We start from the raw sequence: 14093 nt of genomic DNA on the forward strand, positions 1-14093 counted from the left end.
ATCACGCCTCCTGCATCAACTTGGCGGCGGTATGGATGGCAGCGCGGATGCGGGGATAGGTGCCGCAGCGGCACAGGTTCCCCTGCATGGCGTCGTCGATATCGCTGTCGCTAGGCGCTGGGTTCTCGGCCAGCAGGCTTGCAGCCTGCATGATCTGCCCGGACTGGCAATAGCCACATTGTGCCACCTGATGATCGACCCAGGCTTGCTGGATTGCAGCCATGGCTTCGGGTGTGCCGACGCCTTCGATGGTGGTGACCTCACCCCAGACATCGCCAAGCGCCACCTGGCAGGAGCGCGTCGCCACCCCGTCGATATGCACGGTGCAGGCACCGCAGGCCGCAATGCCGCAGCCGAACTTGGTGCCCGTAAGGCCGATTTCATCACGCAGGACCCAGAGCAGGGGTACATCCTGCGGCAGATCCACCTCGTGGTCGCTTCCGTTGATCCTAAGCGTGGTTGGCATGGGGCTGACCTCTGTTTGTGGACGTTGTGACAGAATGGGGTAATTATGTCAGCGTGTCAATTGACAAAATCAGGCAATAGTGTCAGTAGCCTTGGGTATGAACCGTCTTACCGCTGATCCCATGTTGTCCGACCCAAAGGCCCAGACCATACTCGAGTCTGCCTGGCAGGCTTTTTCGGCCTATGGGTTCCGCAAAACCTCTATGGACGACATAGCGCGTGGGGCAGGGATGTCCCGTCCGGCGGTCTATCTTCACTTTCGCAACAAGGAAGCGATCTTCACGGCTCTGGTCGAAGCCTATTACCGGCAGGCGCGCGAAGACATCCGCGCGGCGCTAGAGGGAGAGGGCACTCTGGCCGACCGCGTTGCGCATGCCTTTGCCGCCCATGGCGGGGCGACGATGGAGGCGATGATGTCTTCGGCGCATGGCTTGGAGCTGTTCGAGGCTGGTGTGAGCGTCGCGCCAGAGGCCATCGAGGCGGGCGAGGCGGCGCTGTCTGGGGCCTATGCCGAATGGCTGCAGAAAAAAGATCTGCCCGAAGCCATCGGGACGGCCGCAGAGGTGGCGCAGGTGTTCTGCGCCGCGCTCAAAGGGATCAAGCATACGGCGCCCGATTACCCAACTTATCGCATGCGTGTTTCGCAGCTTGCCGCGCTGATGGCACGGGCGCTCGAAGGTCTTTAATAACAGATGAGCAATCGCGGGGTGTGCTGCAGAAGGAGCAGGAGGCTCCCGCGGCTGACGCAGACCCTGCCTCTGGCAGAGCCCGCTTACAGTCTTGGGCCCGGGTTTCGCATGAAATCCGAGGCCGGGGGGAGAGCTCCCTGACCTGCGGTGGGGACCGGGCTTACAGCTCGGTGCGCAGGTGCCAGAGTTCGGGGAACAGCTCCACTTCCAGCATGCGTTTCAGGTAGCTGACGCCGCCAGTGCCGCCGGTGCCGCGTTTGAAGCCGATCACTCGTTCCACTGTGGTCACATGGTTGAACCGCCAGCGGCGGAAGTAATCCTCGAAATCGACTAGTTTTTCGGCCAGCTCATACAGCTCCCAATGGGTCTCGGGGGCCTGATAAACAGTGGTCCAAGCCTGCATAACCGCGTCGCTGGCTTGGTAGGGCAAGGAGACATCCCTGCTCAGCACCTGGGCAGGCAGCGGCAGGCTGTTCGACAGAAGCCGCAGGGCCACATCGTAAAGCGAGGGCTGCGACAGTTCATTCTTCAAGAGGGCTGTCACATCCGCATCATGGGCGTGGGGGCGCAGCATGGCTTTGTTCCGGTTGCCCAGCATGAACTCAATCAGCCGGTACTGATAGGATTGAAAGCCCGAACTCTGCCCCAGTGAATCCCGGAAATGAGTGTAGTCCGAGGGCGTCATCGTGCGCAGCACATCCCAGGCCGAATTCAGCTGCTCAAAGATCCGCGCCACCCGGGCCAGCATCTTGAACGCCTGCCGGGAATCACCGGCCAGCAGGCAATCACGGGCGGCGTTCAACTCGTGCACCGCAAGGCGCATCCACAATTCGCTGGTCTGATGCTGGATGATGAACAGCATCTCGTCATGGGCGTCGCTCAGCGGCTTTTGCGCTGTCAGGATCGCGTCCAGCGACAGGTAGTCGCCATAGGACATACGCCCGTCAAAGGACATTTCGGCGCCGTCCTCGGCCGGGTCAAAGGGTGAGTTAAGAGGGCATTTGCTCATTGGATCTTTCCTGTTCCTTGGTCTTTTATACATCAGGGAAAGGAAAGCGTCCTCCGGTTTAACCGGCAGCACTGAGCCAGGCGGCGCCAGAGCGCCACCCAGCCCGCAGGCCTGCACAAAGGAAGGATATGAGTCTCCCCACTCACGATCAGGTCACGGCAGCGCGCTGTTTGTAGGCGTCATTGTCCCACAGATCGTTTGTCATCACGTCTTTCACGATCGCCACGGCGGCGCGCACGTCGTCGGCGTCGATATATAGCGGGGTAAAGCCAAAGCGCATGATGTCCGGGGCACGGAAATCACCGATCACGCCGCGTTCGATCAGGGCCTGCATCGCGGCATAGCCTTCGCGGAAGCGGAAGGAGACCTGGCTGCCACGCTGGTCGCCATCGCGCGGCGAAGCAAGCTCCAACTCGGGACAGGCGGCTTCGACCTCGGCGATGAACAGATCACAGAGCTCGATGGATTTTGCCCGCAGATCCTGCATGTCGACCTGGTCCCAGATGTCCATCGCTGCTTCCAGCGAGGTCAGCTGGATCACCGGTGGCGTGCCGACCCGCATGCGTTCGATGCCGCGGCCTGGCCGGTAATCAAGATCAAAGGCAAAGGGTGCCTCGTGTCCCAGCCAGCCAGAGAGCGCCGGACGGGCAACCTCGGCGTGGCGCGGCGCCACATAGATGAAGGCAGGGCCGCCGGGGCCGCTGTTGAGGTATTTGTAGGTGCAGCCGACCGCGAAATCAGCCTTGCAGCCTGCCAGATCCACCGGCAGGGCACCTGCGGAATGCGCCAGATCCCAGACAGTCAGGGCGCCTGCCTCATGGGCCTTGGCGGTGAGGGTCTTCATGTCGTGCTTGCGTCCGGTGCGGTAATCCACCTCGGTCAGCATCAGCACAGCGACATCATCGGTGATGTTCTCGGCAACCGCCTCGGGGTCGACGACGCGCAGCTCATACTCGGCGCCAAGCGATTTGAGCAGCCCCTGCACGATGTAGAGGTCGGACGGGAAGTTGCCGTTGTCCGACAGAACCACCTTGCGGCTCGGGTTCATCTCCAGCGCCGAGGCGACGGCCTGATAGACCTTGATCGACAGGGTATCCCCCATGATCACGTGATCTTCTTCGGCGCCGATCAGTCGGGCGATACGGTTACCGACAGCCGTGGATTTCTGCATCCATCCGGCCTTGTTCCAGCCGGTGATCAGCATCTTGCCCCATTCCTCGGTCATCATGTTGGCGACGCGGTCCTTGGCGGAGCTGGGCAGGGGGCCGAGTGAGTTGCCATCGAGGTAGATCACCCCTTCGGGCAGGTCGAACATGGCCTTGGTGGCGGCAAAATCGGTCATCGGAACCTCGTTTGGCGGGCTGAAAAGAAGGGCCTGAACTGTTTCAAGCTTGAAGGTTTCGGATTTTGTATCCGATATTCAAAAACCTGTCCAGTGCGTGTGGTATTTCTGACGGACACGCAAAAACGCCGCCGGAAATCCGGCGGCGAAATGTGGTGCGGGGCTGTTGCTGCGATCAGGTCTGGCCGCCGGAGATTTCGATGGTTTGCCCGTTGATGGATTGTGATCCGGGACCGCAGAGCCACATGGCCGCAGCCGAGACTTCTTCCGGCTCGATCAGACGCTGGTGGCGGTTGGCGTGGGTCATGATCTTCAGCGCCTCATCTTCGCTGACACCGGCGCGGGCCGAGATCGAGGTGATGTTGCGCTCCACGATGGGGGTATCTACGTAGCCGGGGCAGATCGCGTTGAAGGTGAAGGCCGTGCCGAGGTAATCCTCGCTCAGCGCGCGGGTGAGGCCGATCATGCCGTGTTTGCTGGCGGAATAGCAGGCACCGCCCTTGAGCCCGCGCAGACCCGCGATCGAGGAAACGGTGATCACCCGGCCCCAATCGGTTTCGCGCATGGATTTCAGACATTCGCGGATGGTCAGGAAAGCGCCGTCCAGATTGGTCGCCATCATGTTGCGCCAGAAATCGAGCGTGGTCTTGTGCAGTGCCTTGCCCTCGGCAACGCCGGCATTGGCGACACAGATCTGGATCGGTCCCCGCGCATCGACGGCGGCCTGGATCTTGGTCACGATGTCATCCTCATCGCGCACATCCATCGCCATGGGGTGCAGCCCCTTGGTGGCGACCTCCTCCAGCACCTCCTGTCGCCGTCCGGTGATGGTGACCTCGGCGCCCTGCGCGGCCAGTGCGCGGGCGATGGCGAGGCCGATGCCGGTGCCGCCGCCCGTGACCAACGCATGTTTTCCAGCCAGCGATGTCGTGTCTTGTGATGTCATTCTTTTCGGTCCTCCCGTGTTTGCGCCCAGCCTAACGGCCTGCCGGGGCAGGGCAAGAAAGCCGTCCCGTCACAATTCCGTGTCGGCACTCTTGGGCAAAGGTTTTCTGCCGGGACCATTTACAATCATATTCATAAGTGTGAATTATTTCGCAGCTGTTTTTGGAGGACACCATGAAACTGATTTTTTCCGCTGCATTGATCGCGACATTTAGCGCAGGCGCCACATGGGCCAGCGAGGACATTGCCGATCAGTACCCACAATCCGAGCTGTACTCCAAGCCGGTCGAGGTGATCCCGCATGTGTTTTCCGCCATCGGAGCCACCGCGCCGCCGACCTACGAGAACTCAGGACACAACAACAATTTGTCATTTATCGTGACCGGTGAGGGCGTCGTGGTCATCAACGGCGGCGCTTCGGTGCGTCTGGCGGCGGCGCTTCACGATGAGATCAAGGCGGTGACCGATCAGCCGGTGGTTCTGGTGATCAATGAAAACGGCCAGGGCCATGCGATGCTGGGCAATTCCTACTGGGTCGATCAGGGCGTCGATATTCTGGCGCATGTGGATGCGATCGAAGCCTTCACCGAAGAGGCCGATTTCATCCTGCAGGGCATGGAGCGCTACAACCGCGACAAGGCCGAAGGCACCCGGATCGTGACGCCAAACCTAAGTTTTGAAGACAATTACGACCTGTCTCTTGGCGGAGTAGAGATCAAGGTGATGCACATGGGGCCCGCGCATGACCCGGGGGATACGCAGGTCTGGCTGCCGCAATGGAACATGCTGATCGCCGGTGACATGGCCTTTCACGAACGCATGCTGCCGATCTTTGAAGGGACCTGTACCTCCTGCTGGCTGGAGACCTGGGAGACCAAGATGGAGCCGCTGAACCCGACCTATGTGATCCCGGGGCACGGCCATCCGACCAACCTCGCGCAGGTGCGCCGCTACACCTACGACTACCTCACGGATCTGCGAGCGAAGATCGGCGCCCATATCGACGAGGGTGGTGATCTGGCTGGCGCTTACTATGTGGACCAGGAACGCTGGAAGGGGCTCGATACCTTCGAGGAACTCGCTACCAAGAACGCCGGGCGGGTCTTCGAGGAAATGGAGTGGGAATGACCCCGCACCCGGTCAGCATGCAAAAGTATACGTAGGAAAGCCCGTAGAATTGTGCAGGATCATGCCGCATCCCGGAACAGATTCGCCGTTTTGGGGCCATTTTGGACATTTTGTCCTTTTCTTTGCGCACAACGGCGCCGCGGGCTGGACCTGTCGGCCGGATAAGAGGACTTTGCGCTCGATGAACTTGTACTCTGCCCCGGATATCGCGATGGTGTGCGCCTGATGCGCTGGATTGATATGCCTCCCGTCTGGTTGTTTGCCTGCCTTATCCTGGCGTGGCTACAGGCCAGCTATCTGCCCTATGGGCTGACCTTTGGCGGGGCGTGGGCGGATTTCCTTGGTGGAATATTGGTCGGGGGGGGCATCCTTCTGATGCTGCTTGCGGTGGTCGAGATGCGGCGCCAGCACACCACCATCATTCCCCACCAGACACCAAGCCGCTTGGTGCAATCGGGGATCTTCAGCCGCAGCCGCAATCCCATTTATCTGGGCGACATCCTGGTTCTGGCCGGGCTTATCCTTCGGTTTGACGCAGTGCTGTCCTTGCCGCTGGTGCCGATATTCGTCTGGATTCTGGAACGGCGCTTCATCGAACCCGAAGAAAACAGAATGCGGCGGACATTCCGTCAGGACTGGGCGCGCTACGAAGGAAAGGTACGCCGCTGGGTCTAAAGTTCATGCGGCGTCGCGGCAAAATGATGCGGCGACGCGGCGAAACGCTTGCGCAAAAATGTTGCGCAGGATAATCAAAATATTTGCGATCCGTACCCGGTGCTTTGCTGGCACGGGCAAGACGAGGGGGACCGACAAGGTGAGAATAGGTACACCAAAGGAAGTAATGAAAGGCGAGGCGCGCGTCGCGATGACGCCGGACTCTGCCAAGCAGCTGCAAAAGCTCGGCTATGACTGCGCCATCGAAACCGGTGCCGGTCAGCTGGCTGGTTTCAGCGATGCCGCCTATGAAGAGGCTGGCGTCGAAATCGTGAAAACCGCAGCCGCGCTGTGGAAGACATCGGATATCGTCGCCAAGGTGCGCATTCCGACTGACACCGAATTGAAGCGGATGACAGCGGGTAAGACGCTGATCTCCTTCTTCAACCCCGGTGGCAACGAGGAAGGCCTGGAACTGGCCCGCTCCAAGGGCGCCAATGTCATCGCCATGGAAATGGTGCCGCGCATCAGCCGCGCGCAGAAGATGGACGCGCTGTCCTCGATGGCGAATATCGCCGGCTACCGTGCCGTGATCGAGGCAGGCAACAACTTTGGCCGCTTCTTCACCGGTCAGATCACCGCTGCAGGCAAGGTGCCCCCGGCGAAGGTTCTGGTCGTGGGCGCAGGTGTGGCCGGTCTGGCAGCCATCGGCGCCTCCACCAGCCTGGGCGCTGTGACTTATGCGTTTGACGTGCGCCCGGAAGTGGCAGAGCAGGTCGAATCGATGGGCGCTGAATTCGTCTACCTCGATTTCGAAGAGGAACAGCAGGACGGCGCGGCGACCGGCGGCTATGCGGCTGTCTCCAGCCCCGAGTTCCGCGAAGCACAACTCGCGAAGTTCCGCGAACTGGCCCCGGAAGTGGACATTGTGATCACCACCGCGCTGATCCCCAACCGCGAAGCGCCCAAGCTCTGGCTTGAGGACATGGTTGCGGCGATGAAGCCGGGTTCGGTCATCGTCGACCTTGCAGCCGAAAAGGGCGGTAACGTCGAAGGCACCGTGATGGATGAGAAAGTTGTCACCGACAACGGCGTCACCATCATCGGCTACACCGACTTCCCGAGCCGTATGGCCGCGCAGTCCTCGACACTTTATGCGACCAACATCCGTCACATGATGACCGACCTGACCCCTGAAAAGGACGGTCAGATCGTGCATGACATGGAAGACGACGTGATCCGCGGCGCAACGGTGACTTTCGACAAGGAAATCACCTTCCCGCCGCCGCCGCCAAAGGTTCAGGCCATCGCGGCGCAGAAGAAACCCGATGCGCCGAAAGAACTGACCGCGGAAGAAAAGCGCGCGCAGGAAATCGCGGCCTTCAAGCAGCAGACCAAGCAACAGGTCACTCTCTTGGTGATCGGTGCGGCGCTGCTCTTGGGCGTGGGGCTCGTGGCTCCGGCCAGCTTCATGCAGCACTTCATCGTCTTCGTTCTGGCGGTCTTTGTCGGCTTCCAGGTGATCTGGGGCGTGGCGCACAGCCTGCACACACCTCTGATGGCGGTGACCAACGCGATCTCCTCGATCATCATCCTGGGCGCGCTGATGCAGATCGGCTCCGGCTCCTTCCTGGTGATCCTGCTGGCAGCGCTCTCGGTCTTCATGGCCGGTATCAATATTTTCGGCGGCTTCCTTGTGACACGGCGCATGCTCGCCATGTTCCAGAAGTCTTAAGAGCGAGGGAAAACAGATGGAATACGGATTTACCACGGCGGCCTATGTGGTCGCGGCTGTTCTCTTCATCCTCTCGCTGGGTGGTCTGTCGGGACAGGAAAGCGCAAAACGTGCGGTCTGGTACGGGATCGCTGGCATGGCGCTGGCGGTTTTCGCCACGCTGATCGGCCCTGGTTCGGGCCTGTGGCTGCTGTCGCTGGTGCTGATCGCTGGTGGCGGCATCATCGGCTACTTCCTGGCCAAACGGGTACAGATGACCCAGATGCCGGAACTGGTTGCGGCGATGCACTCGCTGGTCGGTCTGGCGGCGGTTTTCGTGGGCTTTATCGCCCATGTCGAACTGGGCCGCGTTATGGCCATGGACGACAGCGCCAAAGCCTCGCTTGATGGCTTTGCCAAGCTGCTGGCCAAGAAGGACGGCGTCGAGATCGCTATCCTGCGGGTCGAGCTGTTCCTCGGTATCTTCATTGGTGCTGTGACCTTTACCGGCTCTGTCATTGCCTATGGCAAACTGGCGGGCAAGGTTGGCTCGGCAGCGACGAAACTGCCCGGCGGTCACATGCTGAACGCAGGCGCGGCGGCGATCTCTTTGCTGGCTCTGATCTGGTACTTCAACACCGGCGCGCTGTTGCCGCTGTTCCTGATGACCCTGATGGCGCTGTTCATCGGCTACCACCTGATCATGGGCATCGGCGGCGCCGACATGCCGGTGGTTGTTTCGATGCTGAACAGCTACTCGGGCTGGGCCGCGGCGGCGATCGGTTTCTCCCTTGGCAACGACCTTCTGATCGTTGTGGGTGCTCTGGTTGGCTCCTCGGGTGCGATCCTCTCTTACATCATGTGTAAGGCGATGAACCGCTCCTTCATCTCGGTGATCCTGGGCGGCTTTGGCGGCACTTCGGGTCCTGCCATGGAAGTTGAGGGCGAACAGGTTGCGATCGACGCCGACGGTGTTGCGCAGGCTCTGGAAGAGGCCGACAACATCATCATTATCCCGGGCTACGGCATGGCCGTTGCACAGGCACAGCAGTCGGTTTCCGAACTGACCAAGCGTCTGCGCGGCAAGGGCAAGAACGTGCGCTTTGCGATTCACCCGGTTGCGGGTCGTCTGCCGGGCCACATGAACGTTCTCTTGGCCGAAGCGAAGGTGCCTTATGATATCGTCATGGAAATGGACGAGATCAACGAGGACTTCCCGGAGACCGATGTGGCCATCGTTATTGGTTCCAATGACATCGTGAACCCTGCTGCACAGGAAGACCCCAACAGCCCCATCGCCGGTATGCCGGTTCTGGAGTGCTGGAAGGCGAAACAGGTCTTCGTGTCCAAGCGTGGCCAGGGCACCGGTTACTCGGGCATCGAGAACCCGCTGTTCTACAAGGAGAACACCCGGATGTTCTACGGCGACGCCAAGAAGTCGCTGGACGATCTGCTGACCAAGATCAGCTGATCAGTTCCACAGGCCTGCGGGCTGTATCACTCGGAAAAGGCGCCTCTTGTGGGGCGCCTTTTCTGCATTCTGCGGCTAGCCTGTGCTGCATGCGGCCGCGTTGTATACTGTTGTATTCTGCTAAGGTATTGAATTACATGCATTCTTTACAGGTCTTGTGGTTTTGGCTATGGTCGCCCTGTACCAGTGGAGACCGTGATGCCCCCGATCCAGGATCACCCGTTGCGCTATCAGCTTGCCAATGAGCTGCACGCGCGTCCTTTTCCGACCATGAAAAGCCCAAGCACCGTGATCTATCTGGCGGTGAAACAGCCCGAGGAAGCCGTGCACCGGGACCGCGGCTTGGATCTTGCGCATCTGATCGATCTGCTGGACCGCCACGGCGCGCCGCACCCGAAACCGGGCGCCACCCATCATGCGGCCCAGCTGGGGCGCCACACCCTGAAGTGGGAACAGCACACCGAATTCGTCAGCTACACGCTCTACAGTGACGGTGTCAGCGAACGGCCCTTTGACCCGGTCGATTTCGAGGTGCTGCCTGGCGATTGGCTGGAACAGGCGCCGGGGCAGCGGATCACCTCACTGATGCTCCGTGTCCTGCCACGTCCGGACACGGCGGAGATCAAATCAAAGCTGCAGGACTGGCTGGTGCCCGAAAGCATGGCGGTGTCGCAGGTGCTGGACGACAATGCGGTGGTGGCCGGGGATTTCCGGATCGATCCGGCGGGGCACATGCGGTTTGCTGCCTTTGTGAACCGCGAAACAGGCAGCCGCAGGATTGGCCGCATCGTGCAGCGCTTGTGTGAGATCGAGACCTATCGCGCCATGTCGATGCTGGGCTTTTCCCGTGCCCGGGGACTGTCGCCTACCATCGGCGGGCTGGACACCCATCTGAGTGAAATTATGGCGGAAATGACCGGCAGCAGCGTTCCGGCAGAACAGACCCTGTCGCACCTTCTGACGGTCTCGGCCGAGCTGGAGGCGATGGCCGCCCGCGCGGCCTTCCGCTTTGGCGCCACCGGCGCTTATGAGGCGCTGGTGAACCAGCGGATCAGGCTGTTGCGGGAGGAACGTCTGGAAGGCTTCCAGACCTTCGCGGAATTCATGCTGCGCCGCTATGAGCCGGCCATGCGTACGGTGAAGTCCACTGAAAAGCGACTGGTGACGCTGGCCGATCGGGCACGCAGGGCGGGGGAGCTTTTGCGCACCCGGGTGGATGTGGAGCGCAGCGCGCAGAATCAGGCCTTGCTGGAAAGCATGGACCGCCGCGCCGATATGGCGCTGCGGCTTCAGCATACGGTCGAGGGGCTGTCTGTGGTGGCAATCAGCTACTATGCGGTGTCGCTCGCGTCCTATGCGCTTTATCCCCTTGCCGGGCCGCTGGGGCTCAGCAAGGGGATGATGACCGCGCTGATCACTCTGCCGGTTGTGGGGCTGGTGTGGCTCGCCGTCCGGCGGATCCGGAAGGGTCTGCACTGAGCAGCGCTTGGGTGAGGCTGCCGCCCAGCAGGATCGAGAAGATCGCCAGCAGGGCAGCCACGCCAAGGGTGGGAACCCCGGCCAGACCGGCGCCAACGGTGCAGCCACCGGCCAGCACGCCGCCGATGCCCATTAGTACGGCACCTGCCAGATAGCGTCCTGTCTGGGCGGGGCTTTCAAAGCTCTGCCACTTGAACTGTCCGGTCAGCAGGGCCGCAACAAGTGCGCCGACCAGAACGCCACCCACCAGACCGGTGCCAAAGCTGCCAGAGACGGCGCTGGAGGCGACGACGTAGAACAGGGTGTCAGCAGACGGCGCGGTGAAGGACAGGCTTTCCATCGCGATGGGATCGAATTCGTCAAACAGCACAAAGCCAGTGCCGACCCAGGCCAGCGGGACCAGCAGGCCAATCACAGCCGCGCCAACCAGCACAGGGATACGGTTGCCAGAGCGCAGGGCAATGGCAAGTGCGGCGAGCGCAATCAGCAGGCCCCAGACGAGCGCGCCGCCGGGCAGGGCCGCCAGCGTGGCGTAATCGCCAAGCGGAACAGTGACGGCGCCAAGGCTGGTGCGCAGTGGCGCCAGAACACCCTTCAGCGTGGCATGGGCGGTGATCGCAAAGACCGAGATGACCAGCAGGGCGCGCAGGTTGCCACTGCCGCTGAGAACCATCAGCCGGGACACGCAGCCCCGGGTCAGGATCATGCCGGCACCGAACATCAGACCACCGGCGATGACGGCCAGCACCGGCAGATCTGCGGCGAGTAGGCGGTGATCGTCAAAGCTGATCCAGCCCTGCAGGACAGCGGCCTGGGTGCCGAGCACAGCAATGGCCAGCGCCATAGCCCAGACGCCAGCGGCTTCGCGGCGGTCACTGCCGTCGATGGTGCGACGCAGGCAGAACCGGGTCAATTGCGCCAGCGCACCAAAGACAAGGCCCAGCCCCAAGGCGAACAGGACAGAAGCCTGGCGTGCGGTGGTCTCTTCAAAACCGAACGTTTCGAACATGATACTCTCCATACCGGAAATCGGAACTTTTTCCCGAAATGGCGCGAAATATCCAAGCGAGCAAGGCCAGTATGCCAGTTGTCGACGGGTATCTGCAGGACAAAGTTCCCGGTAGCGGAGGGCTGGCAGAAAATGAATCCAGATGGGGCGGGGTGCCCCAAAACAAACCGGCCGCCCTGTTGGGGCGGCCGGTGGTTATGTTCTTATTTGAATATGTGCGGGTGTGTCCCATCTGGCTTGCGGCTTAGCGGCCCCGGATACGCGGATCCAGCGCATCACGCAGGCCGTCACCCAGATAGTTGACGCTGAGAACGGTCAGCGAGATCGCCATACCGGGCCAGAACACGCGCTCAGGGTACTGCTGCAGATAGTCGGTGGCATCAAACAGCAGACGGCCCCAGGTTGGGAAGTCCGGCGGGAAGCCAAGACCAAGGAACGACAGCGAGCTTTCGGTGATGATCGCGGTGGCGATCCCCAGCGTCGCGGAGACCATGATCGGCGACAGGACGTTCGGCAGGATGTGTCGGGTGATAAGCTTGCCATCCGAGGTACCGATGGAGCGGGCCGCCAGAACGAATTCACGTTCCTTGATGGCCAGCACATCGCCGCGCACGATCCGTGCCGTGGGCATCCAGCTGGTCACGCCGATCGAGGTCACGATCAGGATGAAGATCCCCTGTTCGGGGCCAAAGGCCGCGTTCAGCGGTTCGCGGAACAACAGCATCATCACCAGCAGAAGCGGCAGCAGGGGCAGCGCAAGGAACAGGTCGGTGAGACGCATCAGCGGCCCGTCGAGCTTTTTGAAAAAGCCCGCGACAACACCCACGAAGGAGCCCAGGAACAGCGCCAGCAGCATGGCCGTCAGACCCACCGAAACGGAGGTCGATCCACCGGCCATCATCCGGGCCAGCATATCGCGGCCCAATTGGTCGGTGCCGAAGGGATGCGCCCAGCTTGGACCCTGGTTCCGCGCGCGGATATCGATCCTGGTGGCTTCGATATCCCAGAACATGGGGCCTAGATACACGGCCAGAATGATGAACAGGAACAGCGCCCCGCCCATCAGGGCGCCACGGTGAGATTTGAACTGATCCCACACGTCCAGCCATTGGCTGCGCGGCGGGTTGCTCGGGACAGGATTGCTCAGCTCAGTCATAGCGGATCCTTGGGTCAAGAATGCCGTACAGTACGTCGGCGATCAGATTGAACATCACGATCAGCACCGCGAAGATGAAGGTCAGGGTCTGCACCATCGGCAGGTCGTTGGCCTGAATGGCGCCGATCAGTAGCTGACCGATTCCGTTCACCTTGAACACCTGCTCGGTGATGATGGCGCCGCCGAAGATCGCTGGGATCCCCAGTGCGATCACAGTGACAACCGGGATCATCGAGTTGCGCAGCACGTGCACCATGACCACGGTATATTCGCTCAGACCCTTGGCACGGGCGGTGCGCACGTAGTCTTGATTGAGGTTGTCCAGCATCGAGGCCCGCATGAAGCGGCTCAGCTGGGCGGTGATCTGCAGGGCCAGCACCATTACAGGCATGATCATCTGTTGCAGCTGTTTGACGAAGGCGTCCCAGCTGTCAACGACCAAGGTGGTGTCATAGATCGACGGGAACCATCCAAGCTGCACCGAGAAGATAACGATGACCAGCACGCCGGAGAAGAACGGCGGCACGGAGAAGCCGACCATGGACACGAAGGTGCCCATCTGGTCGAACCAGCTGTATTGGCGGTAGGCCGAGTAGATCCCGATGGGCAGGGCGATCAGGATTGCAACCACATAGGCGGTACCGACAACCCACAGGGTCTGCGGCATACGCTGGATCACGATGTCCATGACGGGCGAGCGGGTCTGCCAGGAGATCACGCGCAGATCGCCTTCGGAAAAATTGGAGCCGAAGTAGTAGTCAATCATGACCTGCGGCTCGATCCAGAAGAACTGCACAAGCCACTTCCAGAACCGGATATGGGCGGGTTGGCCAAGGCCAAGGGCCTCGCGCATCTTTTCTTTTACTTCGGGGGGGACGGTCAGCGGGACCTGCGCCATGGGATCGCCAGGGGCGAGCTCCAGCAGCAGGAAAATCACGAGGCTGATGAACAGCAGCGTCGGAACCGATAGGATCAGTCGCCTGATTGTAAAGGTCAGCATCAGGTGGGCGCCTTTGATGTTCGATTTCAGAA

13 protein-coding genes are annotated in these 14093 nt (G+C 61.0%); 6 read left to right on the top strand and 7 right to left on the bottom strand.

What is annotated here, in order from left to right; genetic code table 11:
* Position 1: 1 nt before the first annotated feature.
* Positions 2 to 466, bottom strand: a complete 465-nt coding sequence (locus AAFO90_RS06005) for a (2Fe-2S)-binding protein (protein ID WP_065273082.1) — start codon at positions 464 to 466, stop codon at positions 2 to 4.
* 97 nt (positions 467 to 563) lie between these two features.
* On the opposite strand from AAFO90_RS06005, the gene AAFO90_RS06010 reads away from it, so the two are divergent.
* Positions 564 to 1151, top strand: a complete 588-nt coding sequence (locus AAFO90_RS06010; RefSeq protein ID WP_347508847.1) for a helix-turn-helix domain-containing protein — start codon at positions 564 to 566, stop codon at positions 1149 to 1151.
* A gap of 163 nt (positions 1152 to 1314) precedes the next feature.
* On the opposite strand, the gene kynA is transcribed toward AAFO90_RS06010, so the two are convergent.
* From kynA to AAFO90_RS06025, 3 genes are all read right to left on the bottom strand, one after another.
* A complete protein-coding gene (gene kynA, locus AAFO90_RS06015; protein WP_347508848.1) occupies positions 1315 to 2163 on the bottom strand; it encodes a tryptophan 2,3-dioxygenase in 849 nt (282 codons plus the stop codon).
* Between the two features lie 148 nt (positions 2164 to 2311).
* On the bottom strand, positions 2312 to 3505 hold the full coding sequence (gene kynU, locus AAFO90_RS06020) for a kynureninase (protein ID WP_347508849.1): 1194 nt from the start codon (positions 3503 to 3505) through the stop codon (positions 2312 to 2314).
* A gap of 175 nt (positions 3506 to 3680) precedes the next feature.
* Positions 3681 to 4451 (bottom strand): SDR family oxidoreductase, encoded by a 771-nt coding sequence (locus AAFO90_RS06025; protein WP_274831802.1) that lies wholly within the window; start codon positions 4449 to 4451, stop codon positions 3681 to 3683.
* A 173-nt stretch (positions 4452 to 4624) separates the two neighbouring features.
* Here AAFO90_RS06025 and AAFO90_RS06030 point away from each other — a divergent pair, with 173 nt between their 5' ends.
* The 5 genes from AAFO90_RS06030 (at position 4625) to AAFO90_RS06050 (ending at position 10896) form a co-directional block, all read left to right on the top strand.
* On the top strand, positions 4625 to 5578 hold the full coding sequence (locus AAFO90_RS06030; protein WP_347508850.1) for an MBL fold metallo-hydrolase: 954 nt from the start codon (positions 4625 to 4627) through the stop codon (positions 5576 to 5578).
* 225 nt (positions 5579 to 5803) lie between these two features.
* Positions 5804 to 6253 carry an isoprenylcysteine carboxylmethyltransferase family protein gene (locus AAFO90_RS06035; protein WP_274833516.1) on the top strand — a complete coding sequence of 150 codons (450 nt, stop codon included), beginning with the start codon at positions 5804 to 5806 and terminating at the stop codon, positions 6251 to 6253.
* A 139-nt stretch (positions 6254 to 6392) separates the two neighbouring features.
* Positions 6393 to 7967 carry a Re/Si-specific NAD(P)(+) transhydrogenase subunit alpha gene (locus AAFO90_RS06040; protein WP_347508852.1) on the top strand — a complete coding sequence of 525 codons (1575 nt, stop codon included), beginning with the start codon at positions 6393 to 6395 and terminating at the stop codon, positions 7965 to 7967.
* Positions 7968 to 7983: 16 nt separating this feature from the next.
* A complete protein-coding gene (locus AAFO90_RS06045; RefSeq protein ID WP_347508853.1) occupies positions 7984 to 9417 on the top strand; it encodes an NAD(P)(+) transhydrogenase (Re/Si-specific) subunit beta in 1434 nt (477 codons plus the stop codon).
* A 198-nt stretch (positions 9418 to 9615) separates the two neighbouring features.
* Complete coding sequence (locus AAFO90_RS06050) at positions 9616 to 10896, top strand: DUF3422 domain-containing protein (RefSeq protein ID WP_065273090.1); 1281 nt, start codon at positions 9616 to 9618, stop codon at positions 10894 to 10896.
* Here the strand turns inward: AAFO90_RS06050 and AAFO90_RS06055 are convergent.
* The 3 genes from AAFO90_RS06055 to AAFO90_RS06065 all read right to left on the bottom strand — a co-directional run bounded on the left by AAFO90_RS06055 (position 10832) and on the right by AAFO90_RS06065 (position 14061).
* Complete coding sequence (locus AAFO90_RS06055; protein ID WP_347508854.1) at positions 10832 to 11905, bottom strand: YeeE/YedE family protein; 1074 nt, start codon at positions 11903 to 11905, stop codon at positions 10832 to 10834. The genes AAFO90_RS06050 and AAFO90_RS06055 overlap by 65 nt on opposite strands.
* Positions 11906 to 12149: 244 nt before the next feature.
* Positions 12150 to 13061, bottom strand: coding sequence for an ABC transporter permease (locus tag AAFO90_RS06060; protein ID WP_274828842.1), 912 nt, complete (start codon positions 13059 to 13061; stop codon positions 12150 to 12152).
* On the bottom strand, positions 13054 to 14061 hold the full coding sequence (locus AAFO90_RS06065; RefSeq protein WP_274828840.1) for an ABC transporter permease: 1008 nt from the start codon (positions 14059 to 14061) through the stop codon (positions 13054 to 13056). The genes AAFO90_RS06060 and AAFO90_RS06065 overlap by 8 nt, the downstream gene beginning before the upstream one ends.
* Positions 14062 to 14093 lie beyond the last annotated feature (32 nt).

The organism is Phaeobacter sp. CAU 1743, assembly GCF_039839315.1.
GTDB classification, from domain to species: domain Bacteria; phylum Pseudomonadota; class Alphaproteobacteria; order Rhodobacterales; family Rhodobacteraceae; genus Phycobacter; species Phycobacter gallaeciensis_A.

Excerpts from the sequence above, each read along its gene's own strand:
- AAFO90_RS06005 (WP_065273082.1), bottom strand. The coding sequence starts at position 466 with ATGCCAACCACGCTTAGGATCAACGGAAGCGACCACGAGGTGGATCTG.
- AAFO90_RS06010 (WP_347508847.1), top strand. The coding sequence starts at position 564 with ATGAACCGTCTTACCGCTGATCCCATGTTGTCCGACCCAAAGGCCCAG.
- kynA (WP_347508848.1), bottom strand. The coding sequence starts at position 2,163 with ATGAGCAAATGCCCTCTTAACTCACCCTTTGACCCGGCCGAGGACGGC.
- kynU (WP_347508849.1), bottom strand. The coding sequence starts at position 3,505 with ATGACCGATTTTGCCGCCACCAAGGCCATGTTCGACCTGCCCGAAGGG.
- AAFO90_RS06025 (WP_274831802.1), bottom strand. The coding sequence starts at position 4,451 with ATGACATCACAAGACACGACATCGCTGGCTGGAAAACATGCGTTGGTC.
- AAFO90_RS06030 (WP_347508850.1), top strand. The coding sequence starts at position 4,625 with ATGAAACTGATTTTTTCCGCTGCATTGATCGCGACATTTAGCGCAGGC.
- AAFO90_RS06035 (WP_274833516.1), top strand. The coding sequence starts at position 5,804 with ATGCGCTGGATTGATATGCCTCCCGTCTGGTTGTTTGCCTGCCTTATC.
- AAFO90_RS06045 (WP_347508853.1), top strand. The coding sequence starts at position 7,984 with ATGGAATACGGATTTACCACGGCGGCCTATGTGGTCGCGGCTGTTCTC.
- AAFO90_RS06050 (WP_065273090.1), top strand. The coding sequence starts at position 9,616 with ATGCCCCCGATCCAGGATCACCCGTTGCGCTATCAGCTTGCCAATGAG.
- AAFO90_RS06055 (WP_347508854.1), bottom strand. The coding sequence starts at position 11,905 with ATGTTCGAAACGTTCGGTTTTGAAGAGACCACCGCACGCCAGGCTTCT.
- AAFO90_RS06060 (WP_274828842.1), bottom strand. The coding sequence starts at position 13,061 with ATGACTGAGCTGAGCAATCCTGTCCCGAGCAACCCGCCGCGCAGCCAA.
- AAFO90_RS06065 (WP_274828840.1), bottom strand. The coding sequence starts at position 14,061 with ATGCTGACCTTTACAATCAGGCGACTGATCCTATCGGTTCCGACGCTG.